Annotated in this window: 22 protein-coding genes; 14 read left to right on the top strand and 8 right to left on the bottom strand. The window is 65.5% G+C overall.

The features are described 5' to 3' along the window. Positions 1–127 precede the first annotated feature (127 nt). The 14 genes from CAL19_RS14810 to CAL19_RS14745 all read left to right on the top strand — a co-directional run bounded on the left by CAL19_RS14810 (position 128) and on the right by CAL19_RS14745 (position 15,940). Entirely contained in the window at positions 128–829 is a 702-nt protein-coding gene (locus CAL19_RS14810) for a FadR/GntR family transcriptional regulator (RefSeq protein WP_094797218.1), read from the top strand. Then, positions 826–1,857: an L-idonate 5-dehydrogenase gene (locus CAL19_RS14805; protein ID WP_094797217.1), complete on the top strand. Its 1,032-nt coding sequence runs from the start codon at positions 826–828 to the stop codon at positions 1,855–1,857. The genes CAL19_RS14810 and CAL19_RS14805 overlap by 4 nt, the downstream gene beginning before the upstream one ends. A 70-nt stretch (positions 1,858–1,927) precedes the next feature. Continuing rightward, positions 1,928–2,899 carry a sialic acid TRAP transporter substrate-binding protein SiaP gene (locus tag CAL19_RS14800; RefSeq protein ID WP_026639162.1) on the top strand — a complete coding sequence of 324 codons (972 nt, stop codon included), beginning with the start codon at positions 1,928–1,930 and terminating at the stop codon, positions 2,897–2,899. A 62-nt stretch (positions 2,900–2,961) separates the two neighbouring features. Further along, a complete protein-coding gene (locus CAL19_RS14795; RefSeq protein ID WP_081745678.1) occupies positions 2,962–3,612 on the top strand; it encodes a TRAP transporter small permease in 651 nt (216 codons plus the stop codon). A gap of 24 nt (positions 3,613–3,636) precedes the next feature. After that, complete coding sequence (locus tag CAL19_RS14790) at positions 3,637–5,040, top strand: TRAP transporter large permease (RefSeq protein ID WP_026639164.1); 1,404 nt, start codon at positions 3,637–3,639, stop codon at positions 5,038–5,040. A 49-nt stretch (positions 5,041–5,089) separates the two neighbouring features. Continuing rightward, entirely contained in the window at positions 5,090–5,836 is a 747-nt protein-coding gene (locus CAL19_RS14785) for an SDR family oxidoreductase (RefSeq protein WP_094797216.1), read from the top strand. 54 nt (positions 5,837–5,890) lie between these two features. Further along, positions 5,891–6,757: a fumarylacetoacetate hydrolase family protein gene (locus tag CAL19_RS14780; protein WP_094797215.1), complete on the top strand. Its 867-nt coding sequence runs from the start codon at positions 5,891–5,893 to the stop codon at positions 6,755–6,757. A gap of 28 nt (positions 6,758–6,785) precedes the next feature. After that, positions 6,786–8,324 (top strand): UxaA family hydrolase, encoded by a 1,539-nt coding sequence (locus tag CAL19_RS14775; protein WP_094797214.1) that lies wholly within the window; start codon positions 6,786–6,788, stop codon positions 8,322–8,324. A 64-nt stretch (positions 8,325–8,388) separates the two neighbouring features. Then, on the top strand, positions 8,389–9,600 hold the full coding sequence (gene manD / locus CAL19_RS14770; RefSeq protein ID WP_026639168.1) for a D-mannonate dehydratase ManD: 1,212 nt from the start codon (positions 8,389–8,391) through the stop codon (positions 9,598–9,600). A 4-nt stretch (positions 9,601–9,604) separates the two neighbouring features. Next, on the top strand, positions 9,605–11,113 hold the full coding sequence (locus CAL19_RS14765) for a mannitol dehydrogenase family protein (RefSeq protein WP_094797213.1): 1,509 nt from the start codon (positions 9,605–9,607) through the stop codon (positions 11,111–11,113). Continuing rightward, on the top strand, positions 11,110–12,180 hold the full coding sequence (locus CAL19_RS14760; protein ID WP_094797212.1) for an Ldh family oxidoreductase: 1,071 nt from the start codon (positions 11,110–11,112) through the stop codon (positions 12,178–12,180). The genes CAL19_RS14765 and CAL19_RS14760 overlap by 4 nt, the downstream gene beginning before the upstream one ends. 43 nt (positions 12,181–12,223) lie before the next feature. Beyond that, on the top strand, positions 12,224–12,733 hold the full coding sequence (locus CAL19_RS14755) for a (2Fe-2S)-binding protein (protein WP_051423711.1): 510 nt from the start codon (positions 12,224–12,226) through the stop codon (positions 12,731–12,733). 5 nt (positions 12,734–12,738) lie between these two features. Next, entirely contained in the window at positions 12,739–13,746 is a 1,008-nt protein-coding gene (locus CAL19_RS14750; RefSeq protein WP_094797211.1) for an FAD binding domain-containing protein, read from the top strand. Continuing rightward, positions 13,739–15,940, top strand: a complete 2,202-nt coding sequence (locus CAL19_RS14745) for a xanthine dehydrogenase family protein molybdopterin-binding subunit (protein WP_094797210.1) — start codon at positions 13,739–13,741, stop codon at positions 15,938–15,940. The genes CAL19_RS14750 and CAL19_RS14745 overlap by 8 nt, the downstream gene beginning before the upstream one ends. A gap of 10 nt (positions 15,941–15,950) precedes the next feature. On the opposite strand, the gene CAL19_RS14740 is transcribed toward CAL19_RS14745, so the two are convergent. The 8 genes from CAL19_RS14740 to CAL19_RS14705 form a co-directional block, all read right to left on the bottom strand. Beyond that, positions 15,951–17,015 carry a DUF481 domain-containing protein gene (locus CAL19_RS14740; RefSeq protein WP_051423712.1) on the bottom strand — a complete coding sequence of 355 codons (1,065 nt, stop codon included), beginning with the start codon at positions 17,013–17,015 and terminating at the stop codon, positions 15,951–15,953. A 92-nt stretch (positions 17,016–17,107) separates the two neighbouring features. Beyond that, positions 17,108–18,037 (bottom strand): YihY/virulence factor BrkB family protein, encoded by a 930-nt coding sequence (locus CAL19_RS14735; protein ID WP_051423713.1) that lies wholly within the window; start codon positions 18,035–18,037, stop codon positions 17,108–17,110. A 183-nt stretch (positions 18,038–18,220) separates the two neighbouring features. Continuing rightward, positions 18,221–19,861, bottom strand: a complete 1,641-nt coding sequence (groL, locus tag CAL19_RS14730) for a chaperonin GroEL (RefSeq protein ID WP_094797209.1) — start codon at positions 19,859–19,861, stop codon at positions 18,221–18,223. A 33-nt stretch (positions 19,862–19,894) separates the two neighbouring features. Then, on the bottom strand, positions 19,895–20,182 hold the full coding sequence (gene groES, locus CAL19_RS14725) for a co-chaperone GroES (RefSeq protein ID WP_026639175.1): 288 nt from the start codon (positions 20,180–20,182) through the stop codon (positions 19,895–19,897). A 249-nt stretch (positions 20,183–20,431) separates the two neighbouring features. Beyond that, complete coding sequence (locus tag CAL19_RS14720; RefSeq protein ID WP_094797208.1) at positions 20,432–21,904, bottom strand: NAD-dependent succinate-semialdehyde dehydrogenase; 1,473 nt, start codon at positions 21,902–21,904, stop codon at positions 20,432–20,434. A 19-nt stretch (positions 21,905–21,923) separates the two neighbouring features. Further along, the gene (locus tag CAL19_RS14715; RefSeq protein ID WP_432759167.1) at positions 21,924–23,213 is read right to left on the bottom strand and encodes an aspartate aminotransferase family protein; all 1,290 of its coding nucleotides are present in this window, start codon (positions 23,211–23,213) and stop codon (positions 21,924–21,926) included. A gap of 37 nt (positions 23,214–23,250) precedes the next feature. Further along, entirely contained in the window at positions 23,251–23,616 is a 366-nt protein-coding gene (locus CAL19_RS14710; RefSeq protein ID WP_094797207.1) for a tautomerase family protein, read from the bottom strand. Positions 23,617–23,740: 124 nt separating this feature from the next. Continuing rightward, positions 23,741–24,721 carry a dipeptidase gene (locus CAL19_RS14705; RefSeq protein ID WP_094797206.1) on the bottom strand — a complete coding sequence of 327 codons (981 nt, stop codon included), beginning with the start codon at positions 24,719–24,721 and terminating at the stop codon, positions 23,741–23,743. Positions 24,722–24,730 lie beyond the last annotated feature (9 nt).

Here is a 24,730-nt window from a genome sequence, read left to right as displayed (position 1 = left end):
GCATGCGGGGTAGGGTCGTAGCGGCCGGCCGCCGGGGCGCCTAGCGCAAACCCTAATTGTGCCCACCCGGCTGTGGCGCGCAACATGCGGACAAGTGGTAAGGCCACTTTACCTTTTTGCCGCTTCCATGCCTTTTCATCCCATAGAACCGCGTCGACTGTACCGCCAGATTGCCGACCAGCTGCGGGTGCTGATCCAGGCGGGCGAATTCCCCGTGGGGGCGCGCCTGCCGCCCGAACGCGATCTTGCCCTGAAGCTGGGTGTGTCGCGCCCGTCCGTGCGCGAAGCGCTTATTGCGCTGGAAGTGGAAGGCCTGGTCGAAGTGCGCATGGGGTCGGGCATTTATGTGCGCAGCCGCGACGGATCCGCCAGCGTGGTGGCCGAGAGCCCGCTCGAGACCATATTGGCCCGGCAACTGGTCGAGGGCGAACTGGCCGCGCAGGCTGCCGAGCTTGCCCAGCCGGTGCAGGTGGATGGGCTGCGCGAGGCGGTTCAGGCCATGCAGGAAGAGGCCGAGGCTGGACAGGTACCCATCCAGGGCGACCGACTGTTCCATTTGCGCGTGGCCGAGATCGCCAATAATTCTGTGCTGCTGCGGGTGGTGGGCGAGTTGTTTGACGAACGCCACAACCCGTTGTCGGTCAAGCTGGGCGATTACTTTGAAAACCCGTCCAGCTGGCAAGCGGCCATCGCCGAACACGGCCGTGTTGTCGACGCCATCGCGGCTGGCGACGCGGCCCGAGCCCGCGAAGCCATGCGCCGCCACCTGTCGTGTTCGCACGACCGGCTGACCGCCAGCTGGGCGTCCGCTCCCAAGGTCCGGACATGAGCCTTGTCTGCAGAATCCACGGGGCGCGCGACCTGCGGCTGGATACCGACGGCGAAACGCCGCTGGGCGCGCACGACGTCGAACTGCGCCTGGGCGCGGCCGGCATCTGCGGGTCCGACCTGCATTATTTCCTGCATGGCCGTGTAGGCGACTTTGTGATTCGCGAGCCGCTGATCCCCGGGCACGAGGCGTCCGGCACGGTAGTGCGCGTGGGCACCACGGTCACCCGCGTGCAGCCCGGCATGAAAGTCGCCATCAATCCCTCGCACCCTTGCGGGCAGTGCGATTATTGCCGCGCCGGCCGCGACAACCTGTGCCGGCACATGCGTTTTTTGGGCAGCGCCAGCGTGTACCCGCACGTGCAGGGCATGTTCCGCGAGCGCTTCGTCATGGGCGAGCGGCAGCTTACTCCGGTGCACGAGGATATCTCGCTGGGTGAACTGGCATGTGCCGAGCCCTTGTCCATCGGACTGCACGGCGTGCATCGCGCCGGCCCCCTGCTGGGCAAGACGGTACTCGTCACGGGCGGCGGCACTATCGGCTGCATGACGGCCCTGGCTGCGCGGCTGGCCGGCGCCGCCAGTGTTGTAGTCGCCGACATCGCCGACCGGCCGCTGTCGATGGCGCGACAGGTCGGCGCCGACGACACGTTGCGATCCGACCGGGCGTCGCCGGCCGACTTGGCCGATCTGGCCGATGTGGCCATCGAGGCGGCCGGCAGCCCTGCGGCGCTGGACACCTGCCTGGCCGCCGTGCGGCGCGGCGGGCGCATCGTGCAGGTAGGCACGCTGCCCGCCTCGGGCATTGCGTTTCCCGCCAACAGCATCATGTCGCGGGAACTGGACTACGTGGGCGCTTTCCGCGCCGGCGTCGAATTCGATTGGGCCGTTTCGTTCCTGCGTACCCGGCGGGTCGATGTGCGGCCATTGATGAGCGCGCAATTGCCGCTCGAGCGTGCGGCCGAAGCCTTTGAATTGGCCGCCGACCGCGCGCGCAGTACCAAGGTGCAGCTTGTATGTGACCCCTGACCACCAAAGGCAGCGGTATTCATAACAACCAGGCCGCCGCCCGATCAACCTCAGAAGAGAGGAGACAACGATGAAGCAAGGCAATGCCGTCAAGACGCTGCTGGCCTCGGCCATTCTGTCCGTGTCGGGCAGCGCGCTGGCACAGACCACGCTGAAGTGGGCGCATGTATACGAAACCTCGGAGCCCTTCCATACCAGTTCGGTGTGGGCCGCCCAGGAAATCGAGAAACGCACCAACGGCCGATACCATATCGACGTGTACCCCGCCTCGCAGCTGGGCAAGGAAAACGACATCAACCAGGGGCTGACGCTGGGCACCGTGGACATGATCATTTCCGGTTCCAGCTTTGCCGCCAAGAGCTTTCCGCGCATAGGCGTCACTTACTACCCCTACACCTTCCGCGACCCCGAACACCTGTTGGCCTATACCAAGAGCGATATCTACAAAACGCTGACCGACGGCTACCAGCAAAAGAGCGGCAACCATATCGTGGCCACCACGTACTATGGCACCCGCCATTCCACATCCAACCGACCGTTCACCAAGTGCGACGAAATGAAGGGCCTGAAGATGCGCGTGCCCGACGTGCCGGCCTATCTCGCCATGCCGCGCGCCTGCGGCGCCAACACATCGCCGATCGCCTTTGCCGAGGTGTACCTGGCGCTGCAGAACGGCACCGTCGAAGCGCAGGAAAACCCGCTGACGACCATCGAAGCCAAGAAGTTCTTCGAAGTGCAGAAGAACATCGTGCTTACCGGGCACATCGTCGACCACCTGAACACGGTCATCTCAGGCAAGTTGTGGAAGAGCCTGTCGGAAGAAGACCGAAAGATATTTTCCGAAGTCGCGCAAGAGGCCGCAGCCAAGGCTTCGCAGGAAGTCATCGCGCGCGAAAAAGAGCTGGTGGAGATATTCCGCCAGAAAGGCCTGAACGTTGTCGAGGTCGATACCAATGCCTATCGCGACATCGTGCTGAAGAAGGTGCCATTCGAGCAGTACGGCTATCAGAAGGCCGATTGGGACGCGATCCAGGCCCTCTAGTAAACCGCGGCAGCGGGCCGTCATGCGGCGGCCCGCCTGGTTGCCATCGACAGGGGAATCGCATGCAAGCGCAAAGCGGTGCAGACGCACCAGTCCTGAACCCGTACCGCGACGATGCGCCGGCAGGGGCCGTGCACCAGGCGGCAGCCGGGCAGCACGCGTCGTCGGTCGAATCCATCGTCCACAGCTTCGAAGAAGCCGACCAGCACCAGAATATCGACCTGTCCGCCTATCGCTTCGAAGACTGGTTCTGCCTGGCCCTGTTCTGGATCATGGCCGTGCTGGTGTTCCTGCAGTTCTTCACGCGCTACGTCATGAACAATTCGTTCGCGTGGACCGAAGAACTGGCGGTGTATGCGCTGATCGGCGTGGTGTTCTTCGGGTCGGCCATGTGTGTGCGCATCTGTCGCCACATACAGGTCGATTTCCTGTACCGCTACCTGCCCAAGCCCTTGGGGCGAATACTGGCGACCCTTATCGACGTGCTGCGCACGGCCTTCTTCGGCTATGCCGTGTGGCTGGTGTACCGCTATATCGAACTGGTGGGCGCCGAGCCCATGACCACCATCATGTGGAACAAGGCCTACGTGTACTGGCTGGCGCTGGCGGGCTTCGTGATGATGTTCGTGCGTTCGGTGCAAGTCAGTGTGCAGAACTGGCGCCAGGGCTACTCGTCGCTGGAAAACCCCGCCGCATACCAAAGCCTGGACTGAGCCACCCGCGCACAAGGAGCCCGTATGGGAATTCTGATCGGAACCTTCCTGCTGTTGATGATCGTCGGCGTGCCGGTGGCCGTGGCCATGGCCGGCGCCTCGCTGTTTTTTCTGTTGTGGTCCGGCGGAGTGCCCGACGTGGTGATTGCGCAGCGCATGATCGCCGGCGTGGAGTCGTTTCCGCTGCTGGCCGTGCCGTTCTTCATATTGGCCGGCAACTTGATGAACATCGCCGGCATCACCGGACGCATCTACAACTTTGCCGTGGCGCTGGTGGGCTGGATGCGCGGCGGGCTGGGCCAGGTGAATATCGTCGGATCGGTGGTGTTCGCCGGCATGTCGGGCACCGCCATCGCGGATGCCGCAGGGCTGGGCACGATCGAGATCAAGGCCATGAAAGACCACGGCTACCAGACCGAGTTCGCCGTGGGCGTCACGGCGGCGTCGGCGACGCTGGGGCCCATCCTGCCGCCATCGTTGCCCTTCGTGATCTACGGCATGATGGCCAACGTGTCGATCGGGTCGCTGTTCCTGGCGGGCGTGGTGCCGGGCGTGGTGCTGACGCTGATGATGATGTTCACGGTGGCCTATTTTGCCCGCAAGAACAATTGGGGCGGCGACGTGCCCTTTAACTGGAAGCGGCTGGCGGGTGCATCGCTGGAAGTGGCCGTCGTGCTCGCTTTCCCGCTCACCATCTGGGTGATGACCCTGTTCGGCGTGTCCGCCAACGTGGCTACGCTGGTGGCATTTGCGGCCTTGCTGGCGGCTGACTGGTATTTCGACTTTTCGGCCGTCATGGCCTTGATGGCGCCGGTCATCCTGATCGGCGGCATGACGATGGGCTGGTTCACGCCCACCGAAGCCGCCGTGGCGGCGGTAATCTGGGCGCTTTTCCTGGGCCTGGTGCGCTACCGGTCGATGACGCTGCGCTCGTTGGCCAAGGCCACGTTCGATACCATCGAGACCACCGCATCGGTGCTGTTCATCGTTACCGCGGCCTCTGTTTTCGCGTGGCTGCTCACCACCACGCAGGCGGCGCAGGCGCTCACCGACGCCATCCTGGCCGTTACCGACAACAAGTGGGTGTTCCTGCTGCTGGCCAACGTGCTGATCCTGATCGTGGGCTGCTTCATCGACACCATTGCGGCCATCACCATCCTGGTGCCCATCCTGCTGCCGCTGGTGTTGAAACTGGGCATCGATCCCATCCACTTCGGGCTGGTGATGACGCTGAACTTGATGATAGGGCTGCTGCATCCGCCATTGGGCATGGTGCTGTTCGTGCTGGCGCGGGTGTCAAAGCTGTCGGTGGAGCGCACGACCATGGCCATCCTGCCCTGGCTGGTGCCGCTGTTCGTGGCGCTGGTCATCATTACCTATGTGCCCAGCGTCAGTATGTGGCTGCCGGAGCTGCTTGGCGGACGCTGATCCCGGCAAACCCGGCCGCCTGCGGGCGGCCACAACAGGAGATCCCGGCATGTCGGGCAGATTGGAAGGAAAGACGGCGTTCGTTACCGCGGCGGGGCAGGGCATCGGCCGGGCCACTGCGTTGGCGTACGCACGTGAAGGTGCGCGCGTGCTGGCGGCCGACCTGAACCCGGACGCACTGAAGGATGTGCCGGGCTGCACGGCCATGAGGCTCGACGTGACCGACCCGGCGGCGGTGGCCCGGGCCGCGGCAGAGGCCGGGCCGGTGGATGTCCTGTTCAACGGCGCGGGCTTTGTGCATGCCGGCACGATTCTCGAATGCGACGAAGCCGCCTGGGATTTTTCCTTTGAACTGAACGTGCGCGCCATGTACCGGCTGATCCGCGCCTTCCTGCCCGGCATGATCGAGCGGCGGCAGGGTTCCATTATCAACATGGCCTCGGTGGCGTCCAGCATAAAGGGTGTTTCCAACCGCTTCGTGTACGGCACCAGCAAGGCGGCCGTCATCGGCCTGACCAAGTCGGTGGCGGCCGATTTTGTGGGCCATGGCATCCGCTGCAACGCGATCTGCCCCGGCACGGTGGATTCGCCCTCGCTGCGCCAGCGTATCGCCGAGCAGGCGCGCGTCAGCGGTCAGGCCGAAGCGACGGTGCTGGCCGCATTTGTCGCGCGCCAGCCCATGGGACGCATCGGCCGCGCCGAGGAGGTCGCGGCGCTGGCCGTGTACCTGGCCAGCGACGAGTCGGCGTTTACCACCGGCACGGCACAGGTTATCGATGGCGGCTGGTCCGGCTGAACAGTTACGCTACATTCCGCCTTTTTCTTATTCATTACAAGGACACTGCATTCCATGAAGCTGCTGCGCCATGGCGCCAAGGGCGCCGAAAAACCCGCACTGCTAGACGCCCAGGGCCGCATCCGCGACTTGTCGGGCGTGCTGGACGACATTACGGCCGAAAGCCTGGCGGGCCCGTTGCAGCAGCGCCTGCGCGGCCTGGACGCCGACTCCCTGCCTGTCGTGACGCAGCCCGGGCGCCTGGCGCCTCCCTGGTCGGGCATGGGCAAATTCATCTGCATCGGCCTGAACTACGCCGATCACGCCGCGGAATCCGGCTTGCCGGTGCCACAGGAGCCCGTCATTTTCATGAAACCCACCAGCGCCGTGATCGGCTGCAACGACCCGGTGGTGCTGCCGCGCGATTCGGTCAAGAGCGACTGGGAAGTGGAACTGGGCGTGGTCATCGGCCGCCGCGCCCGCTATGTGCCGGTGCAACAGGCGCTGGATCATGTGGCGGGATACTGCGTGGTCAACGACCTGTCCGAGCGCGAATACCAGCTCGAGCGCGGGGGCACCTGGGACAAGGGCAAGGGCTGCGACACCTTCGGCCCGGTCGGCCCCTGGCTCGTCACCGCCGACGAAATCGCCGACCCGCAGTCGCTGGACCTCTGGCTCGACGTGAACGGGCAGCGCAAGCAGAACGGCAATACGCGCACCATGGTATTTGGCGTGGCCGAGCTGGTCAGTTATGTCAGCCGCTTCATGACTCTGCACCCCGGCGACCTGATCAGCACCGGCACGCCGCCGGGTGTAGGCATGGGCCAGAAGCCGCAGGCCGTCTACCTAAAGCCCGGCGACACCATGCGGCTGGGCATTGCGGGCCTGGGCGAACAGGAACAGCGCGTGCATGCCTGGAATCCCGAACTCATCGACGGCTAGGCCAGAACCTGCCGACTGGAACGACATCATGGGCGCCCCTATCGACCACCCGGTCATCCGCATCCATCCCGCCGACAACGTGGTCATCACCCGGCGCCAGCTGGTGGGAGGCACGCCATTGCCTGCCGAAGGCATTGCCGCGGCGGGGCTGATTCCGCCAGGGCACAAGGTGGCGGCGCGCGCCATCGCCGCTGGCGCCCCCGTGCGGCGCTACAACCAGATCATCGGCATCGCGCGCCAGGACATCGCGCCCGGGCAGCACGTGCACAGCCACAACCTTGCGTTCTCGGAATTCGAACGCGACTATGCCGTGGGGCAGGACACGCGGCCCACCGATTACGTGGCCGAGCCTGCGACTTTCGACGGCATCGTCCGGGCAGACGGCCGCGTCGCCACGCGCAACTACATCGGTGTGCTGACTTCGGTGAATTGCTCGGCCACGGTGGCGCGCGCCATCGCCGACTACTTCCGGCGCGATATCCGGCCGCAGGCCCTGGCGGGGTTTCCCAATGTGGACGGGGTGGTCGCGCTGACTCACGGAGCCGGTTGCGCCACCGACAGCGAGGGCGATCCGCTGAAGGTGTTGCGTCGCACCTTGGGCGGTTATGCGCGCCACCCGAACTTCGCCGCGCTGCTGGTGGTGGGCCTGGGCTGCGAAACCAACCAGATCGCCGGCCTGATGGAACAGGAAGGCCTGCAAGAAAGCACGCGCCTGCATACCTTCAACATCCAGGGCACGGGCGGCACCCGCGGCGCGGTGGGGCGCGGCATCGAGCTCGTGCAGCAGATGCTGCCCGAGGCCAACCGGGCGCGGCGCCAGCCGGTGCCGGCCGGCCACTTGCTGGTGGGCCTGCAGTGCGGCGGTTCGGATGGCTATTCGGGCATCAGCGCCAACCCCGCGCTGGGCGCAGCGGTAGACCTGCTGGTGCGGCACGGCGGCTCGGCCATACTTTCCGAAACGCCCGAGATCTACGGAGGCGAACACTTGCTGACGCGGCGTGCCGTGTCCGAGGCAGTGGCGCAAAAGCTGCTGGCGCGCCTGCGCTGGTGGGAAGACTACTGCGCGCGCAATAACGCGCAGATGGACAACAACCCATCGGCCGGCAACAAGGCCGGCGGCCTGACCACCATACTCGAAAAGTCGCTGGGCGCCATAGCCAAGAGCGGCACTACCAATCTGGTGGATGTATACGAATACGCCGAAAGCGTGACCGCGCGCGGCCTGGTCTTCATGGACACCCCGGGGTATGACCCCGTATCGGCCACGGGGCAGGTGGCGGGCGGCGCCAATCTCATCTGCTTCACCACGGGCCGCGGTTCCGCCTATGGCTGTGCGCCCGCGCCTTCGCTGAAGCTGTCGACCAACACCGAGCTGTGGCAGCGCCAGGCCGACGACATCGACATCAACTGCGGCGAAGTGGTCGACGGCCTCAGCAGCGTGCAAACCATGGGCGAGCGCATCTTCCGCCTGATGCTCGACACCGCCTCGGGCCGGCGCAGCAAAAGCGAGATCCACGGCTATGGGCAGAGCGAATTTGTGCCATGGCAACTGGGGGCAGTGATGTAGCGCGGGGCCAGCCGCCGGCAGCGCGCCGCATCGCCATGTGTTTTTTATTCCATATGGGTTCTACATGAAAATCCGCAGTGCACGCGTCATCGTCTGCAGCCCCGGCCGCAATTTCGTTACCCTGAAAATCGAAACCGACGAAGGCCTCACGGGCATCGGCGACGCCACGCTCAACGGCCGCGAACTGGCCGTGGCCAGCTATCTTGCCGACCATGTCGCGCCCTGCCTGGTCGGCCGCGATCCGCACCAGATAGAAGACATCTGGCAGTTCCTGTATCGCGGCGCCTACTGGCGGCGCGGCCCCGTCACCATGACCGCCATCGCGGCGGTCGATACGGCGCTGTGGGACATCAAGGCCAAGGCGGCCGGCATGCCGCTGTACCAGCTGCTGGGCGGCAAAAGCCGCACCGGCGTCATGGTGTACGGACATGCCAATGGCCGCGACATCGATGAAACGGTGGACGAAGTGCTGCGTTACCGCGACATGGGCTACCGGGCGATCCGCGCGCAAAGCGGCGTGCCGGGCCTGAACGCCGTGTATGGCGTGGGCCGCGGCCGCATGTTCTACGAGCCCGCCGACGCCGACCTGCCTTCCGAACACGACTGGAGCACCGAAAAGTACCTGGATCACGCGCCCCGGCTCTTCGAGCGGGTGCGCGATGCGGTGGGCTGGGACACGCACCTGCTGCACGATGTGCATCATCGGCTTACCCCCATCGAAGCGGCGCGCCTGGGCAAGTCGCTGGAGCCTTTTCGCCTGTTCTGGATGGAGGACGCCACGCCGGCCGAGAACCAGGAGGCGTTTCGCCTGATCCGCCAGCACACGGTCACGCCGCTGGCGGTGGGCGAGATTTTCAATTCCGTATACGACTGCAAGGACCTGATCCAGAACCAGCTGATCGACTACATCCGCACCACGGTGGTCCATGCGGGCGGCATCACGCACCTGCGGCGCATCGCCGATCTGGCGGCCCTGTACCAGGTGCGCACCGGCTGCCACGGCGCCACCGATCTTTCGCCGGTATGCATGGGCGCCGCGCTGCACTTCGATATATGGGTGCCGAACTTCGGCATACAGGAATACATGCGCCACACGGACGAGACCGACGCCGTGTTTCCCCACGCCTATACCTTTGCCGACGGCATGCTGCACCCCGGCGACGCGCCCGGCCATGGGGTGGATATCGACGAGCAACTTGCGTCGCGCTATCCCTACCAACGCGCCTATTTGCCCGTGAACCGGCAGGCGCATGACGGCACGTTGTGGCATTGGTAATTCCATGGCTTGCCGCCTGACCGACGCCGCCCTGGCCGGCTTGCCGCATGATATTGCGCGCCCGGCCTTTGACCGGGCGCGGCTGCGGCCCGGTATCGTGCACCTGGGCATCGGCGCCTTTCACCGCGCGCACCAGGCTATGGTCAACGACCTTGCGCTGGCTGCGACGGGCGACGCTCGGTGGGGAATCGTAGGCATCTCGTTGCGCAGCCCCGGCACGCGCGATGCCCTGCAGCCGCAATGCGGCCTGTACACCGTGGCCCTGCGGGACGCCGACGCCGCCGGTGCGCCGCGCGAATCGCTCAGCGTGGTGGGGTCGGTGATGCGCGTGCTGGTCGCCCCCGAGGATCCCGGCGCCGCGGTGGCGCAGATCGCTCACCCGGACACCCGCATCGTCAGCCTGACCATTACCGAAAAAGGCTACTGCCATGATCCGGCCAGCGGCCGGCTGCGGCTTGACGATCCGGATATCGCGCACGACCTGGCGCACGCCGGCGCGCCGCGCACCGCAGTCGGCCTGCTGGTGAGCGGGCTGGCGCGCCGCCGCGACAGCGGCGCCGGCCCCGTGACGCTGCTGTCGTGCGACAACCTGCCATCCAATGGCGATACGTTGCGCGCGCTGGTGCTCGAATTCGCCTCCGCCTCCGCCTGCGGCGCGCAGCTTTGCCGCTGGATCGAGACCCTCTGCACTTTTCCCAATTCGATGGTCGACCGTATTGTGCCCCGCACGACCGATGCCGACCGCCGTCATATCGCCACGCGCCTGGGCGTGCATGATGCCTGGCCGGTAGTGGCCGAGCCGTTTCTGGAATGGGTCATCGAAGATCGTTTCGCGGCGGGGCGGCCGGCCTGGGATCAACCCGGCGGCGCGCGCTTCGCGAGCGATGCCCGGCCCTTCGAACAGATGAAGCTGCGCATGGTCAACGGGCCGCATTCCGCGCTGGCCTGCCTGGGGGCATCGGCGGGGCTTGATACGGTCGGCCAGGCGATGCAGGATGCCGCATTGCGCGGGTATATCGACTCGCTCATCCGCGACGAGATCATTCCGACCTTGCCCGACGTGCCGGGAGCCGACCTTGGCGCCATGCGTCTGCGCCTGCTGGCGCGCTTTGCCAACCCGGCGCTGCCGCACCGCCTGCAGCAGATCGCGATGGACGGATCGCAGAAGCTGCCGCAGCGCCTGTTGGCCACGCTGCGCGAGCGCATCCTGGCGGGGGCGGACTACCGGCGGCTGGCCCTGGCCGTGGCGGCATGGCTGCATTACCTGCGCGGCCATGATGAAGCCGGCGTCACATACACCATCCATGATCCTCTGGCGGGCGAGCTGCAGGCGCTGCTTGCACGCGCAGGGCAGGGCGCTGACGCGGACCTGCGCCGCGCGCAGGCGCTGATCGCCTATCGACCCGTATTCGGCGACCTGGCCGGCCACCGCGGGCTGACCGACGCGGTGGCGCGCCATGCCTACACCTTGCGGCAGTGCGGGGTCCGCGCGGCCGTGCGCGAGGCCATATGAACCCTGACTCTACCCGCAATCTGCGTCATTGCCCCGCGTCCGAGCTGCGCGACTGGGGGCGCCGGTGCCTGGCCGCCATGCGCGTGCCCCAGGCCGATGCGGCGGCGCTGGCCGACAGCCTGGTGCAGACGAGCCTGTGGGGCGTGGATTCGCACGGCATCGCGCGCCTGCCCCATTATCTGAACCGCCTGGCCCACGGCTCGATCGACCCGTGCCCGGACATCCGTATCGAGCGCAGTGCTGCGGCCACGGCGCAGGTCCATGGCGCACGCGGCCTGGGCATCGTGGTGGCGCACCGCGCCAACCAGCTTGCCATGGAGCTGGCGCGCGAGACGGGGGTGGCGGCCGTGGGCGTCGACGATTCATCGCATTGCGGCGCCGTGGGCCTGTATAGCCGTGCCGCTGCAAAGGGCGGCCTGATAGGCATTGCGCTCACCCATTCTGATTCGATTGCCGCGCCATACGGCGGCCATGCGCCCTTCCTGGGAACCAATCCCCTGTCCATTGCCGTGCCGCGCCAGGACGGGCCGCCCGTGTGCCTGGATATGGCCACCACTTCCATCCCCTGGAATCGCGTCATGAATGCCCGGCGCGAAGGGCATGCCCTGCCTGCCGGCGTGGCGCTCGACGCCGACGGTCGCGAGGCCACCGACCCGCACGCGGCGCACGCCCTGCTGCCGCTCGGCGGCGCGGAACAAGGCTACAAGGGCTATGGGCTCGCGTTGATGATCGAATTGCTCTGCGGCCCCCTGAACGGCAATCCCTACGGACCGCACATCGGCCCGATGTACCAGCAGCTGGAGCGGCCCCGCCGCCTGGGCGCATTCTTTATCGTCATCGATCCGGCGCGCTTTGCCGGCGGGCCCCTGTTGGCGGCAACCGTCGCACGCATGGCCGCCGAGCTGGCCGCACAACCGGGGCAGCCGCGCATGCCCGGCGACCCCGAGTACGCTGCAGAGGCCGCCCGGCTGCGCACTGGCATTCCCATCGAGCCCGGCCTGTGGCGGGAATTCCTGCACTGGAGCCGCCGTCTCGGCGTAGACCCGCCTGACATCCGGGCACACTAATTGCGGCGGGCCTGCGTTTGCCTTATCAGTTCAGGAGCCCGCCATGCCGCATCCGTCCGCCGACGCGTCCGCCTCAGTCGCGCACCCTGAAGCCGTCACTACCACGCTGCGCGTCAATGGGCAGGCATGCACACTGACTCTGGACCCGCGCGCGTCCCTGCTGGATACCCTGCGCGAAACCCTGCACCTGACCGGCACCAAGAAGGGCTGCGACCACGGGCAATGCGGCGCCTGTACGGTGCATATGGACGGCCGGCGCGTCAACGCGTGCCTGGTGCTGGCCGTGTGCGCCGGCGGTCGCGACATCACCACCATCGAGGGGCTGGGCACCGAGGCGTCGCCCCATCCCTTGCAGACGGCGTTTGTCGAGCATGACGGGTACCAGTGCGGCTATTGCACGGCCGGGCAGATCATGTCGGCCGCGGCCCTGCTGGACGAACCCTGCGGCGACCACGATGACGATGTGCGCGAATTGATGAGCGGCAACATATGCCGTTGCGGCGCATACAGCAACATCGTTGCGGCGATCCAGCACGTGCGCGGCAACCGGTAGCCATCATGGAACGTTTCCAGTACACCCGTGCCGACGATATCCAGGCGGCCTTGCGCCTGGCCGCCAGCGCGCCCGGCCAGGCGCGTTTTATAGCAGGGGGCACCACGCTGGTGGACCTGATGAAGCTGGATGTCGAGACACCCGCTCAGGTCATCGACATCAACGGCCTGCCGCTGGACCAGGTGGAACAGCTCGCCGACGGGCGGACGCGCATCGGGGCCCTGGTGCGCAACGCCGATCTGGCTCGTCACCCCCGCATCGCGGCGCATTACGCCGTGTTGTCGCAGGCGCTGCTGGCGGGCGCATCGGCCCAGTTGCGCAATATGGCCACCACCAGCGGCAACCTGCTGCAGCGCACGCGTTGCGTCTATTTTCGTGACCGTGCCGCGCGTTGCAACAAGCGCGACCCCGGCAGCGGCTGCGACGCCATCGACGGGCACAACCGCAATCTGGCGGTGCTGGGCACCAGCGTGCACTGCATTGCCAGCAATCCGTCGGACATGAACGTTGCGCTGACAGCGCTGGACGCCACCGTGCAGGTGCAGAGCCTGGACGCCACGCGCGATATCCCGGTGCGTGACTTCTACCTTTTGCCCGGCGATACGCCCCATCGCGAAACCGTTCTGCAACCCGGCGAATTGATCACGCACGTCATCCTGCCGCCGCCTGTCGCGGGAGCGCGGTCGTGCTACGTCAAGCTGCGTGACCGTGCGTCGTACGAGTTCGCCCTGGCATCGGCCGCCGTCGTGCTCAAAGAAAGCGACGGCCGCATCGAGTCGGCGGCTATCGCGCTGGGCGGGGTGGGAACCCGGCCCTGGCATTGCGCACCGGCCGAGCAGCTGCTGGCAGGAGAGCGGCCCACGCTCGAACGCTACAGGCAGGCGGCGCAGGCGGCGCTGCACGACGCCGTGCCGCAAAGCGAGAACGGCTTCAAGGTCGAACTGGCGCGCCGTTGCCTGGTGCACACGCTATGCACGGCGCTGCCGCCGTCCAAGGAGGCATCCCATGGCTGAATCCGGGTTTGCGCATGCGGCCGCCATCGGCCAGCCGCGCACACGCATCGACGGCCCCGCCAAAGTGACCGGCGCGGCGCGATACACCGCCGACTACCTGCCGCCCGGCACATTGCATGGCGTGCCCGTGTGCGCCACAATCGCGCGCGGCCGCGTCATTGCCATCGATACGCAGGCCGCCGGCGACATGCCCGGCGTGCGCGTGGTCTTGCATCATGGCAACCGGCCGCCGCTCTATCGGCCGGCCGATGGCTCTATCGACGAGTCGCGCCCGCCGCTGGATGACGACATCATCCGATACCACGGGCAGTATGTGGCGCTGGTGGTCGCGGACACGCCGGAACAGGCGCAGGCCGCCGCCCGCGCGGTGGTGGTTCGCTACGCCGCCGAAACGCCCGATGTGTCGCCGCCCGCCGACGAAGACATGCCGAACCTGGACAGCAATCGCGGCGATGCGGCGCGCGCCTATGCCCAGGCGCCGGTGCAAGTCGATGCCGTCTACACCACGCCCGTGGAGACTCACAATTCGCTTGAACTGCATGCCTGCGTCGCGGTGTACGACGACGGCGACTATACGCTTTATGAAACCACGCAGGGCGTGGTCAACCATCGCAGCGTCATGGCGCAGATGCTGGGTGTCGGCAAAGAGAACGTGCGCGTTATTTCGCAATACCTGGGTTCGGGCTTTGGCGGCAAGCTCTGGCCGTGGCCGCATTCGCTACTGGCGGCGGTGGCGGCGCGCCTGCTCGGCCAGCCCGTCAAGGTGGTCATCAGCCGCGCCATGACCTTTCAAAGCGCGGGTCATCGCCCCTATACCCGGCAGCACATGCGGCTTGGCGCCACGCGCGAAGGCAGGCTGGTGTCGGTGCAGCACCACTACCTGAGCCAGGCGTCCGTCCTGGACGACTACCGCGAGAACTGCGGCGAGGCGACGCCCCGCATGTACAGCACGCCCAATCTGTCGGTCCGCTGGGGCCTTGCGCGGCGCAATGTCGGAGCGCCCACGTCCATGCGCGGCCCGGGAGCCGTGCCCGGCATGTATGCATTGGAGTCGGCCATGGACGAACTGGCCGTGGCGCTGCAGATGGATCCGGTGGCGCTGCGCCTGCTTAACGAACCCGAGCGCGACGAAGCCACCGGCCTGCCGTTCTCTTCCCGCCACCTGCGCGAATGCCTGCAGCAGGGCGCAGAACGTTTCGGCTGGTCGCGCCGCCGGCCCCAGGTGGGGTCCATGCGCCAGGGCGACCTGGTGCTGGGCTGGGGAATGGCCGCCTGCTCGTGGCCGGGCCTGCGCATGGCCACGGACGCCAGCGTCAGCCTCAATGCCGACGGCACGGCCAGGCTGGCGTGCGCCACCCAGGATATCGGCACCGGCACGTATACCGTATTGGCGCAGCTGGTCAGCGCCGAAACGGGCATTCCGGTCGATCGCATCCAGATAAGCCTGGGCGATACGCGCCTGCCCGCCGGCCCCGTGTCGGGCGGGTCGGCCGCCACCGCCTCTGTGGTGCCCGCGGCCCTGGCCGCCACGCGCAAGGCGGTGCAGGCGGCCTGCAAGCTGGCGGTCGCCGAAGACGGCCCATATGCCGGGCGCAAGGCCGATGCGCTCGCGATTCGCGATGGCCGTCTTTGCACGGCGGGCGACGCCGCCGATGCAGGCGTGCCGTTTGAACAGGTGCTGCAAGGCGCCGGAGTCGCGAGCGTGTCCGGCAACGGCCACGGCGTCAGCGGCAAGGAAGTCAGGCAGAAGTATTCGGTCAGTTCGTACGGCGCGCATTTCGTCGAGGTGACCTGGCACGCGCCCACCGCGCGGCTGCGGGTGTCGCGCGTCGTCACGGTGATCGACGGCGGACGCATCATCAACCCGCGCACCGGCCGCAACCAGATCGAAGGCGCCATCATCATGGGCGTGGGCATGGCCATGCTGGAACACACGCACTACGACAGCCGCTCGGGCGCGCCGGTGAACAGCAACCTGGCCGATTACCTGGTGGCCACCCATGCCGATGCGCCACAGCTGGACGTCGCCTTCCTGGACTATCCCGATACGGTCTTGAACGAGGCCGGTGCGCGCGGCATCGGTGAAATCGGCCTGGCCGGCATCGCGGCGGCCATCACCAGCGCCGTGCACCATGCAACCGGCGTGCGGGTGCGCGACCTGCCGGTGCGCATCGAAGACCTGCTGCAGGCCTAGCTTCGCGCGGCTACCAGCGCACGCCCAGGCCGGTGCTGTACACCGATTCGTTCAGGCTTTCGAAGCTGCTGCTGACCTGGTTGCGCGCGTACTTCAGGTACAGCGACAGCCAGCTGTTCACGTTGTAGCGCACGCCGGCCTCGCCATTGATGGCCACCTGCGCGTCGCCCTCCAGCGGGCGCAGCAGCTCGCCCCGGGTAAACAGCTCGAATTCCTTGCCGCTGAAATACCGCACATAATCCCATCGCACGCTGGCCGCATAGGCGGCATCGCTGCGGCCATCGCTATAGCCATAGTGCACCCGCCCCAGCAGGGCCGACAGGGAAAACGCGCCCAGCTCGTTATCCCAGAACTGATAGCCCGGCCCCGTGCCGTACGCTGTCTGGCGGTCCAGGTCTTCGATCCAGTCCCGCCGATGCATCAGGCGGGTCTGCCAGAACGCCTTTTCGGTAATGAACCGGTCCAGCGTGTAATTCAGCCCGTAGTTGTTGACGTTGATGCTGCCGTTTTCCTTGCTGCGCTGATAGGCGGCTGTCAACTGGTGCCGCCACAGGGCGTGGCGGATCGTCGTATCCAGCGTGGCCGAATAGTCTTGCGTATCGGTCGATGCCGTGCGCCGGTCGGCCGCCATGTCCAGCCGTCCCGTTATCGAGGTCTCGCGCAAAAAGGGGCGCGGACGCACCACGCTGTCGAGCCGGGCCAGGGGCACGTCCGCCCGCACGGCTTCCGTGCCTTCGCCATCGCGCCGCAAGCCTATCAGCATCACATTGCCCGCCTCTGCGCCCGCCAGCCTGGCCCGGTAGTCGTGTTGCATCGATCCGTCGCGCACCACCAGCGGCGTGTCGCTTTGCAGCGTCTTGACGTGGCTGATATCGATGCGCACATCGCCGCCATAGTCGGTGCGTATCAACAGATGGCCGCCGTCCAGCGACTGTATCGTGCCTGTCAGGCGGTCGCCGTTGTTAAGCCAGACAGTATCGGCTTGCGCCATGCAGGCCCACAGCGCCAACGGCGCGGCCATCAGGCGCGGCAATGAAAAGGTAAAAGTGAACTTGTGCGCGGGCGGCCGGTACATGGGAAAGCAGAAGTGGACGTAACCGCCATGCTAAACCCGTGCCCGTCCAGCCATGTGACCGTTTCCATCAGGAAGCGGCACGTTATTACGCCTTACGACGGCTGGCCGCCATGATCCGTATCCGCAGCGAAGGCTTCGTACGCACTGCGGCTGCCGAAGCGCTCGGCCACCTGCCGCGTGAACACGGCGCCAAAGAAGAAGATCTGGGCGGAATAATAAATCCACAGCAGCAGGGCGATCAGCGAGCCCGCCGCGCCGTACGCCGACACCGTGCCGCCGCGCCCCAGGTACAGGCCGATGCCCCATTTGCCCACCAGGAACAGCGCCGCCGTCACGATCGCGCCGGGAATGACATCGCGCCAGGGAATCGTCACACTGGGCAGCAGCTTGTACACCACCGCAAACAGGGCAGTAACCACGGCGAACGAAAACAGGTTCGCCATCCATCCGGCCACCACCGCAAACGTAGAATTGCTCCACAGGTCGCCGTAGTAGCCCTTGGCCGCGCCCAGCGCGGCGTTGGTCAGCAGCGATATCAACAAGAACAGCGCCAGCACCAGCACCAGGCCGAAGGCCACCATGCGGCTGCGCAGCACGCCCTGCAGCCCCGCCTTGCGCTGGTCGGTCGCGTCCCAGAGTTCGTCCAGGCTGGCCTGCAGCTCGGCGAAAGCCGTTGTCGCGCTGAACACCAGCACCCCTATCGACAGCAGCGCGGCCAGCCAGCCGCCGCCCGATTCGTGCGCGCTGGCCAGCACGGTCTGGATGACTTCGGCCCCGCGCGGGCCGGTGAGCTCGCGCACCTGCGAAAACAATTCCGAGCGCACCGCTTCTTCGCCAAAGAAAATACCCGCCACCGCGATGACCAGGATCAGCATGGGCGCAAGCGAAAACACCATATACAGCGACAGGGCCGCGCCCTTGCTGGACGCCCGGTGCCGCGACCATTGTTTCGCCGAATCAATCAGCAGCCCGTAGATTTCCGAAGGACGCAACATTTGCAGCAGGCGGGGCGGGATAGTCATGGCTCTTCTGGCAGTCCGGATGCCGGCATTGTAGGGGGGCAAACCGGCAGGCCACAATCCGCAAGCCTCGTGCCACGCGTCTGGCGCGCCCAATAAAAAACGCCCCCAAGGGCGAACCCTTGGGGGCGTGATCCTGGCATATCCCCGGGGCAGGCCCGGGGATAAGGCATCGGCAACCTGGACTTAGAAGTCCATGCCGCCCATGCCGCCCATGCCGCCGGGCATGGCCGGCGCAGCGGGCTTGTCTTCAGCCAGTTCGACCACGGCGGCTTCAGCCGTCAGCAGCAGGCTGGCCACCGAAGCGGCGTTCTGCAGGGCGGTGCGGGTAACCTTGGTGGGGTCCAGCACGCCTTGTTCGACCAGGTCGGTGTACTCGCCGGTAGCGGCGTTGTAGCCGTAGTTGCCCTTGCCGTTCAGCACGTTGTTCACCACCACGCTGGCTTCTTCGCCGGCGTTGGTCACGATGGTGCGCAGGGGCTCTTCAACCGCACGCAGAATCAGCTTGATGCCGGCATTCTGGTCGGCGGTGTCGCCCTTCAGGTCGGCAATGGCTTGCTTGGCACGCAGCAGGGCCACGCCGCCGCCAGCCACCACGCCTTCTTCCACCGCAGCGCGGGTCGCGTGCAGGGCGTCTTCGACGCGGGCCTTCTTTTCCTTCATTTCGACTTCGGTGGCAGCACCGACGCGGATCACGGCAACACCGCCGGCCAGCTTGGCCACGCGCTCTTGCAGCTTTTCACGGTCGTAGTCGGAAGTGGCTTCTTCGATCTGGACGCGGATCTGCTTGACGCGCGCTTCGATCGACTTGCTGTCGCCAGCGCCGTCGATGATGGTGGTGTTTTCCTTGCCCACTTCGATGCGCTTGGCCTGGCCCAGCTCTTGCAGGGAGGCCTTTTCAAGCGACATGCCGGTTTCTTCGGAAATGACCACGCCGCCGGTCAGGATGGCGATGTCTTCCAGCATGGCCTTGCGGCGGTCGCCGAAGCCAGGCGCCTTGACGGCGGTGGTCTTCAGGATGCCACGGATGTTGTTCACCACCAGGGTGGCCAGCGCTTCGCCTTCGACGTCTTCGGCGATGATCAGCAGAGGACGGCTCGACTTGGCGACTTGTTCCAGCACGGGCAGCAGGTCGCGGATGTTGCTGATCTTCTTGTCGAAGATCAGGACGTACGGATCGTCCAGCGCGGCGACTTGCTTGTCGGGGTTGTTGATGAAGTAGGGCGACAGGTAGCCGCGATCGAATTGCATGCCTTCGACCACGTCCAGCTCGTTTTCGAGCGACTTGCCGTCTTCGACGGTGATGACGCCTTCCTTGCCGACCTTGTCCATCGCGTCAGCGATGATCTGGCCGATGGATTGGTCGCTGTTGGCCGAGATGGAGCCAACCTGGGCGATTTCCTTGCTGGTGGTCACCGGCTTGGATTGCTTGGCCAGTTCGGCCACGGCAGCGGCCACGGCCTTGTCGATACCGCGCTTCAGGTCGATGGGGTTGAAGCCGGCGGCCACGTACTTCAGGCCTTCCTGGACGATGGCCTGGGCCAGCACGGTGGCGGTGGTGGTGCCGTCACCGGCGTTGTCGGAGGTTTTCGAGGCGACATCCTTGACCAGCTGGGCGCCGATGTTCTCGAACTTGTCTTTCAGTTCGATTTCCTTGGCAACGGAGACGCCGTCCTTGGTGACGGTGGGGGCGCCGAACGAACGCTCCAGCACAACGTTGCGGCCCTTGGGGCCCAGGGTGGTTTTCACCGCGTTGGCGAGGACATTGACGCCGCGGACGATGCGGACACGGGCGTCGTCGGCGAACAGGACTTGTTTGGCAGCCATTGTGAGCTTCCTTCGAAAATTCGGTTCAGGTAATTACTGGATCACGGCGAGGATTTCTTCCTCGCGGATGACGAGCAGCTCTTCGCCGTCGACTTTCACCGACTGGCCGGCGTACTTGCCGAACAGGACTTTGTCGCCAGCCTTCACGTCAACCGGCAGCACTTTGCCGTCTTCGGTCTTCTTGCCCGGGCCAACGGCGATCACTTCGCCTTGATCCGGCTTTTCGGCGGCGCTGTCGGGGATAACGATGCCCGAGGCAGTCTTGCGCTCGTTGTCCAGGCGTTTGACGATCACGCGATCGTGCAGGGGACGCAGGGCCATGAGGAAACTCCTGTTTCTATATAAGAAGATGAAAATGATCGGATTCAGGCCGGGCGCGCTGTTAGCACTCACCGGCAGCGAGTGCTAATTATAGGGATGATGTGCGCAGGTTCAAGGGGGCGGGCGGGGGTTGTTACATTTTGTGATGTAGCCGGGAGCCGCCCCGGCCTCTGCGGATAGGCCGATCCCATGCGCCAGCGTCGGCCGGCGCATGGGATCGTCCGGCGCTGATGCCGGCTCAATGCACCGTCAGTGGGGCTGGCAATCCGCTTTGATGGCGATGGACACGTACTTCACTTCAAGAAACTCGGCCAGTCCCCACGGGCCGCCTTCTCGGCCAATGCCGCTGTCCTTGATGCCGCCGAACGGAGCCTGGGCGGTGGCGGTGGCTCCGTCATTGACGCCCACGATGCCGTACTCCAGGGCTTCGGAAACGCGAATGGCGCGGGACAGATCGTTAGTGTAGAGGTAGGCGGCAAGGCCATAGGGCGTGTCGTTCGCCGCCTGGATGGCTTCGGCCTCCGATTTGAAGGTCAGCAGCGGGGCCACCGGGCCGAACGTTTCCTCTTCCATCAGTTCCATGCCCGGCTTGACGTTGGCCAGTACCGTCGGCGCATAGTAAAGGCCATCGAGCGCCTTGCCGCCTGTCAGTACGGTGGCGCCGAGCTGCACGGCGTTGTCCACGTGGCGCGACACCTTCCTGAGCGCCGCCGCGTCCACCAGCGGACCGATCTGCGTGGCATCGTCGGCGGGATTCCCCACCTTCAGGGCAGTGACGGCCGCGGCCAGTTTGCTTGCGAACGCGTCGGCAATGCTCTCCTGCACATAGATGCGGTTGGTGCAGACGCAGGTCTGGCCGGCGTTGCGGAACTTGCAGGCCATGACCTCTTTGACAGCCAGGTCAATATCGGCATCGGCAAAGATCAGGAAGGGCGCGTGGCCGCCGAGTTCCAGTGACACCTTCTTGATGGTGGCCGCGGCTTGCTGATAAAGCTGCCGCCCGATCTCGGTGCTGCCCGTAAACGTCAGCTTGCGAATTGCCGGCGACTGGAACATCACTTCCGAGACGCGGGAAGCATTGCTGGCCGTAATGACCTGGAACGTGCCGGCGGGGCCGCCCACCTTCTCCCAGAGCTCGGCCAGGATCAGTGCCGTAAGTGGTGACTGCTTTGCGGGCTTGACGATGATGGTGCAGCCAGCGGCCAGCGCCGGGGCCACTTTGCGGGTAATCATTGCCGCCGGGAAGTTCCAGGGCGTTACTGCGTAGACCGGCCCCACCGGCTCGCGGGAGGCGAACGCGCGCTTGTTGGCGCCGGGAACGGGAAACGTCTCGCCGTAGATGCGGGTGGCCTCTTCGGCGAACGATTCCACATACGCGGCAGCGTAGGCGATTTCGCCGCGCGCCTCGGCGATCGGCTTGCCCATTTCGCTCGACAACGCGCGCGCAATGCGTTCCTGGTCGGCCAGGATTGCCTTGTGCCATGCCTTGAGCAGGGCGGAACGCGCAAAGCAAGTCTGGCGACGCCAAGTCGCAAAGGCTTCTACGGCAGCGTCGTGCGCCCGACGTGCGTCGTCGGGTGTGCAATCGGGCACCGTGGCGAATACCGCCTGTGTGGCGGGGTTGACGACGTCGAGGGTGCCCGACCCGGCAATCCATCGTCCGGCGATGAGTGCCTTGTACGGCGTAATGGCGGCGGGGGTGGCAGAGTTGGCGGTGCTCATGGATGGCTCGAATCTGGTTTTACCGGCGGGCGTTCTGAATAGCCTGATCCAGCATTTGCAGGCCCAGTCGTGCGTCGTCCAGGCTGGTGGTCAATGGAGCCAGCAGGCGCACGATGTTCCGATGGATGCCGCACTTGATGACCAGCAGCCCTGCCTCGCGGGCGGCGTCGATGACTTTCTGTGCGAAGTCCGCATCTGGCGCGGACGCCTGGCCATTCTTGACGAACTCAAGTGCAGCCATTGCGCCGATGCCTCGGACGGTACCGATCTCGGGATGCGCTTGTGCCAAGTTGCGCAGGCCGGCCTGCAGCAATTCACCCAAGGCGACGGCCTGATCCAGGACGCCGTCGGTCTCAAACAGGTCGAGCACCGCCAGGGCCGCCGCACACGCCACGGCGTTGCCGCCATAGGTGCCGCCCAGGCCGCCCGGAAGGGGGGCGTCGACGATCTCGGCCTTGCCCACCACGCCAGACAGCGGAAATCCGCCGGCCAGGCTTTTGGCTACCGTGACCAGGTCGGGCTGGATGCCGGCATGCTGAAAGCCGAACATCTTTCCCGTGCGGCCGAAGCCAGCCTGAATCTCGTCGCAGATCAGCACAATGCCGTGCCGCTCGGTGATCTGGCGCAGTTTCTGCAGAAACCCGACGCCGGCGGGGCGGAATCCGCCGTCTCCCTGCACGGGTTCCAGGATGATGGCGGCCACTTTCTCGGGCGCAATGCGGGTGGCGAACGCGGCTTCCAGCCCGGCGATCGCGTCGTCCTCAGAGTAGCCCTGATAGTCGTCGGGGTAGGGGATGTGATAGATATCGCCAGCGAACGGGCCGAAGTTCTGCTTGTAAGGCGTGCTCATCCCCGTCAATGTCAGGCCGAGCAAGGTGCGTCCGTGAAAGCCGCCGTCGAAGGCGATGACACCGGGCACACCCCGATGCGCGCGAGCCATCTTGATGGCGTTTTCAACCGCTTCGGCTCCCGTCGTGAAGAACGCGCTCTTGAACGCGGCCCGCCCGCCCACCAGGCGGTTCAGACGCTCGGCCAGTTCGAGATACACGTCATATCCCACAACTTGAAAGGCGGCATGGGTTACGCGCTGCAACTGGGCTTGCACGGCAGCCAGTACTTTGGGGTGGTTGTGTCCGGTGTTCAGCACGCCGATGCCGCCCACGAAGTCCAGGTATTTCTTGCCGTCGGCATCCCACAGATAAGATCCTTCGGCGCGGTCGACAAACAGCGGGTGCGCCGTCACTACGCCCGCAGATACATTGGCGTGACGACGCGCCAGTAAAGCTTCCGATTTGGTCATGGTGGCCATGAAAGTTGCCCTTTTTTGAATGATGGTGCGTGGATGTTCAGAGGTCAGAAGCGGCGATTCCGTCGCGCATGCTCCAGTTCTCGCGCGCAGACTCCTGCACGCTGATAAACACATCGCTCGGCGCGATGCCTATCTTGGAGAAGCGTTCGACGATTGATCGGTACAAGGCCCGTTTGGCATCGATCGTGCGGCCCGGAAACATCTGAATCACCACCAGCGTGAAATTCGAAGTGCGGCCAGGCGGGATATAAAAATGCTCTGCCGGCACTTCGATGTAGCGAATCTGCCGGTCGGTGTCGGGCACCTTCAGCGCCTCGATCTGAGCCTGATAAACCGATTCAAGCAGGTGTTGAATCTCGGCGGGCGGTCTTTTCTTGCAGCATTCAATGCGAGTAAGCGGCATGGTCGAATCCCTACGATGAGCAGATGTCTGATGAGCATCAGACAGTCGGGTCATCATAGGGCCGACGGGCAGGCAGATTGCACCGAATTGAGCGGGTCTTACAGCAATTGCTACCGGAAACGCGCTAAGCGGGCTGCCAGCACTCGGCGCACACGCGGCGCCAGTTTTCTCCGAGAATCCCCCGTATGGCGGGTTCGTCATACCCGTGCCGGGACATCATCGCCGATAGCTCGGACAGCTGAGCATGCTCCGCAAACCTGCATGGCTCAATACCTTTGCCGTCGGCCGCGGGCCACATCTCGGGCGCTTTGGCGACCATCTGCCAGAACAGATCCGGCTTGGTGACGTAATCAAGGCCCAGGCCGGCATGTCGAGGGCCCACCAACTGCACAATGTGGTCGATGTGGCGAAACAGCGCCTGCGTGGAAGCTGCCGGATCGCCCAGATAAGTGCCGAAGCCGCTGATCCCCATCACGCCGTCTGTTGCGGCGCAGGCAATAATCAGTTCGTCCTTGATGTTCTTGTGCGACGGGGCGACCGCGTCGCAATTGGTGTGCGAGATGATGAATGGTCGAGTCGACGCGTCGATGGCGTCCAGTGTCGTGCGGTGCCCGGCGTGGGCGCCATCGACAATGATGCCGACGCGTTCCAGCCCGGCAATAAGGCAGCGGCCGTACTCAGTGAGTCCGGGGTCGGAAGGCGGGGTCGAACTTCCGCCGGCGTCGTTGGTTTCATTCCAGATCAGGCCTACGTGACGCAGGCCGCGCGCGTGCAGCATATGCAGCAGTTCAAGCTGGCCGCCCAACGGCCGCGTGCCCTGGAAATTCAGCTCGATGCCCAATTTGCCGAGCTTTCGTGCGTGATCCACGTCGTCCACGGATCGGATGATGACAAAGCGGTCGTCACGGGCCACCAACGCCTCGATCTCGTCGATGGCGGCCAGGGCGACCTCGGGGGTATTGGTGCGATCGGTGCCCACGGTCAGGCCGACGACGCTGACGCCCAGGGCATGCAGCTTTGGCAGGGTCGTGTCGTCGCGGAAAACGGGATTCCACGCGAGGGTCATGTCCCAGATCAAAGGCGAAGTGATGTGCTCGAAAAGCATGGATCCGGC

This window comes from Bordetella genomosp. 7, from assembly GCF_002261265.1.
In the GTDB taxonomy this organism is placed as follows: domain Bacteria; phylum Pseudomonadota; class Gammaproteobacteria; order Burkholderiales; family Burkholderiaceae_B; genus Bordetella_A.
This window is presented reverse-complemented; position numbering and strand designations above follow the sequence as displayed.

Bases quoted from the DNA above. Each gene is read 5' to 3' on its own strand.
- CAL19_RS14810 (WP_094797218.1), top strand. From the start codon at position 128: ATGCCTTTTCATCCCATAGAACCGCGTCGACTGTACCGCCAGATTGCC.
- CAL19_RS14805 (WP_094797217.1), top strand. From the start codon at position 826: ATGAGCCTTGTCTGCAGAATCCACGGGGCGCGCGACCTGCGGCTGGAT.
- CAL19_RS14800 (WP_026639162.1), top strand. From the start codon at position 1,928: ATGAAGCAAGGCAATGCCGTCAAGACGCTGCTGGCCTCGGCCATTCTG.
- CAL19_RS14795 (WP_081745678.1), top strand. From the start codon at position 2,962: ATGCAAGCGCAAAGCGGTGCAGACGCACCAGTCCTGAACCCGTACCGC.
- CAL19_RS14790 (WP_026639164.1), top strand. From the start codon at position 3,637: ATGGGAATTCTGATCGGAACCTTCCTGCTGTTGATGATCGTCGGCGTG.
- CAL19_RS14785 (WP_094797216.1), top strand. From the start codon at position 5,090: ATGTCGGGCAGATTGGAAGGAAAGACGGCGTTCGTTACCGCGGCGGGG.
- CAL19_RS14780 (WP_094797215.1), top strand. From the start codon at position 5,891: ATGAAGCTGCTGCGCCATGGCGCCAAGGGCGCCGAAAAACCCGCACTG.
- CAL19_RS14775 (WP_094797214.1), top strand. From the start codon at position 6,786: ATGGGCGCCCCTATCGACCACCCGGTCATCCGCATCCATCCCGCCGAC.
- manD (WP_026639168.1), top strand. From the start codon at position 8,389: ATGAAAATCCGCAGTGCACGCGTCATCGTCTGCAGCCCCGGCCGCAAT.
- CAL19_RS14765 (WP_094797213.1), top strand. From the start codon at position 9,605: ATGGCTTGCCGCCTGACCGACGCCGCCCTGGCCGGCTTGCCGCATGAT.
- CAL19_RS14760 (WP_094797212.1), top strand. From the start codon at position 11,110: ATGAACCCTGACTCTACCCGCAATCTGCGTCATTGCCCCGCGTCCGAG.
- CAL19_RS14755 (WP_051423711.1), top strand. From the start codon at position 12,224: ATGCCGCATCCGTCCGCCGACGCGTCCGCCTCAGTCGCGCACCCTGAA.
- CAL19_RS14750 (WP_094797211.1), top strand. From the start codon at position 12,739: ATGGAACGTTTCCAGTACACCCGTGCCGACGATATCCAGGCGGCCTTG.
- CAL19_RS14745 (WP_094797210.1), top strand. From the start codon at position 13,739: ATGGCTGAATCCGGGTTTGCGCATGCGGCCGCCATCGGCCAGCCGCGC.
- CAL19_RS14740 (WP_051423712.1), bottom strand. From the start codon at position 17,015: ATGTACCGGCCGCCCGCGCACAAGTTCACTTTTACCTTTTCATTGCCG.
- CAL19_RS14735 (WP_051423713.1), bottom strand. From the start codon at position 18,037: ATGACTATCCCGCCCCGCCTGCTGCAAATGTTGCGTCCTTCGGAAATC.
- groL (WP_094797209.1), bottom strand. From the start codon at position 19,861: ATGGCTGCCAAACAAGTCCTGTTCGCCGACGACGCCCGTGTCCGCATC.
- groES (WP_026639175.1), bottom strand. From the start codon at position 20,182: ATGGCCCTGCGTCCCCTGCACGATCGCGTGATCGTCAAACGCCTGGAC.
- CAL19_RS14720 (WP_094797208.1), bottom strand. From the start codon at position 21,904: ATGAGCACCGCCAACTCTGCCACCCCCGCCGCCATTACGCCGTACAAG.
- CAL19_RS14715 (WP_432759167.1), bottom strand. From the start codon at position 23,213: ATGGCCACCATGACCAAATCGGAAGCTTTACTGGCGCGTCGTCACGCC.
- CAL19_RS14710 (WP_094797207.1), bottom strand. From the start codon at position 23,616: ATGCCGCTTACTCGCATTGAATGCTGCAAGAAAAGACCGCCCGCCGAG.
- CAL19_RS14705 (WP_094797206.1), bottom strand. From the start codon at position 24,721: ATGCTTTTCGAGCACATCACTTCGCCTTTGATCTGGGACATGACCCTC.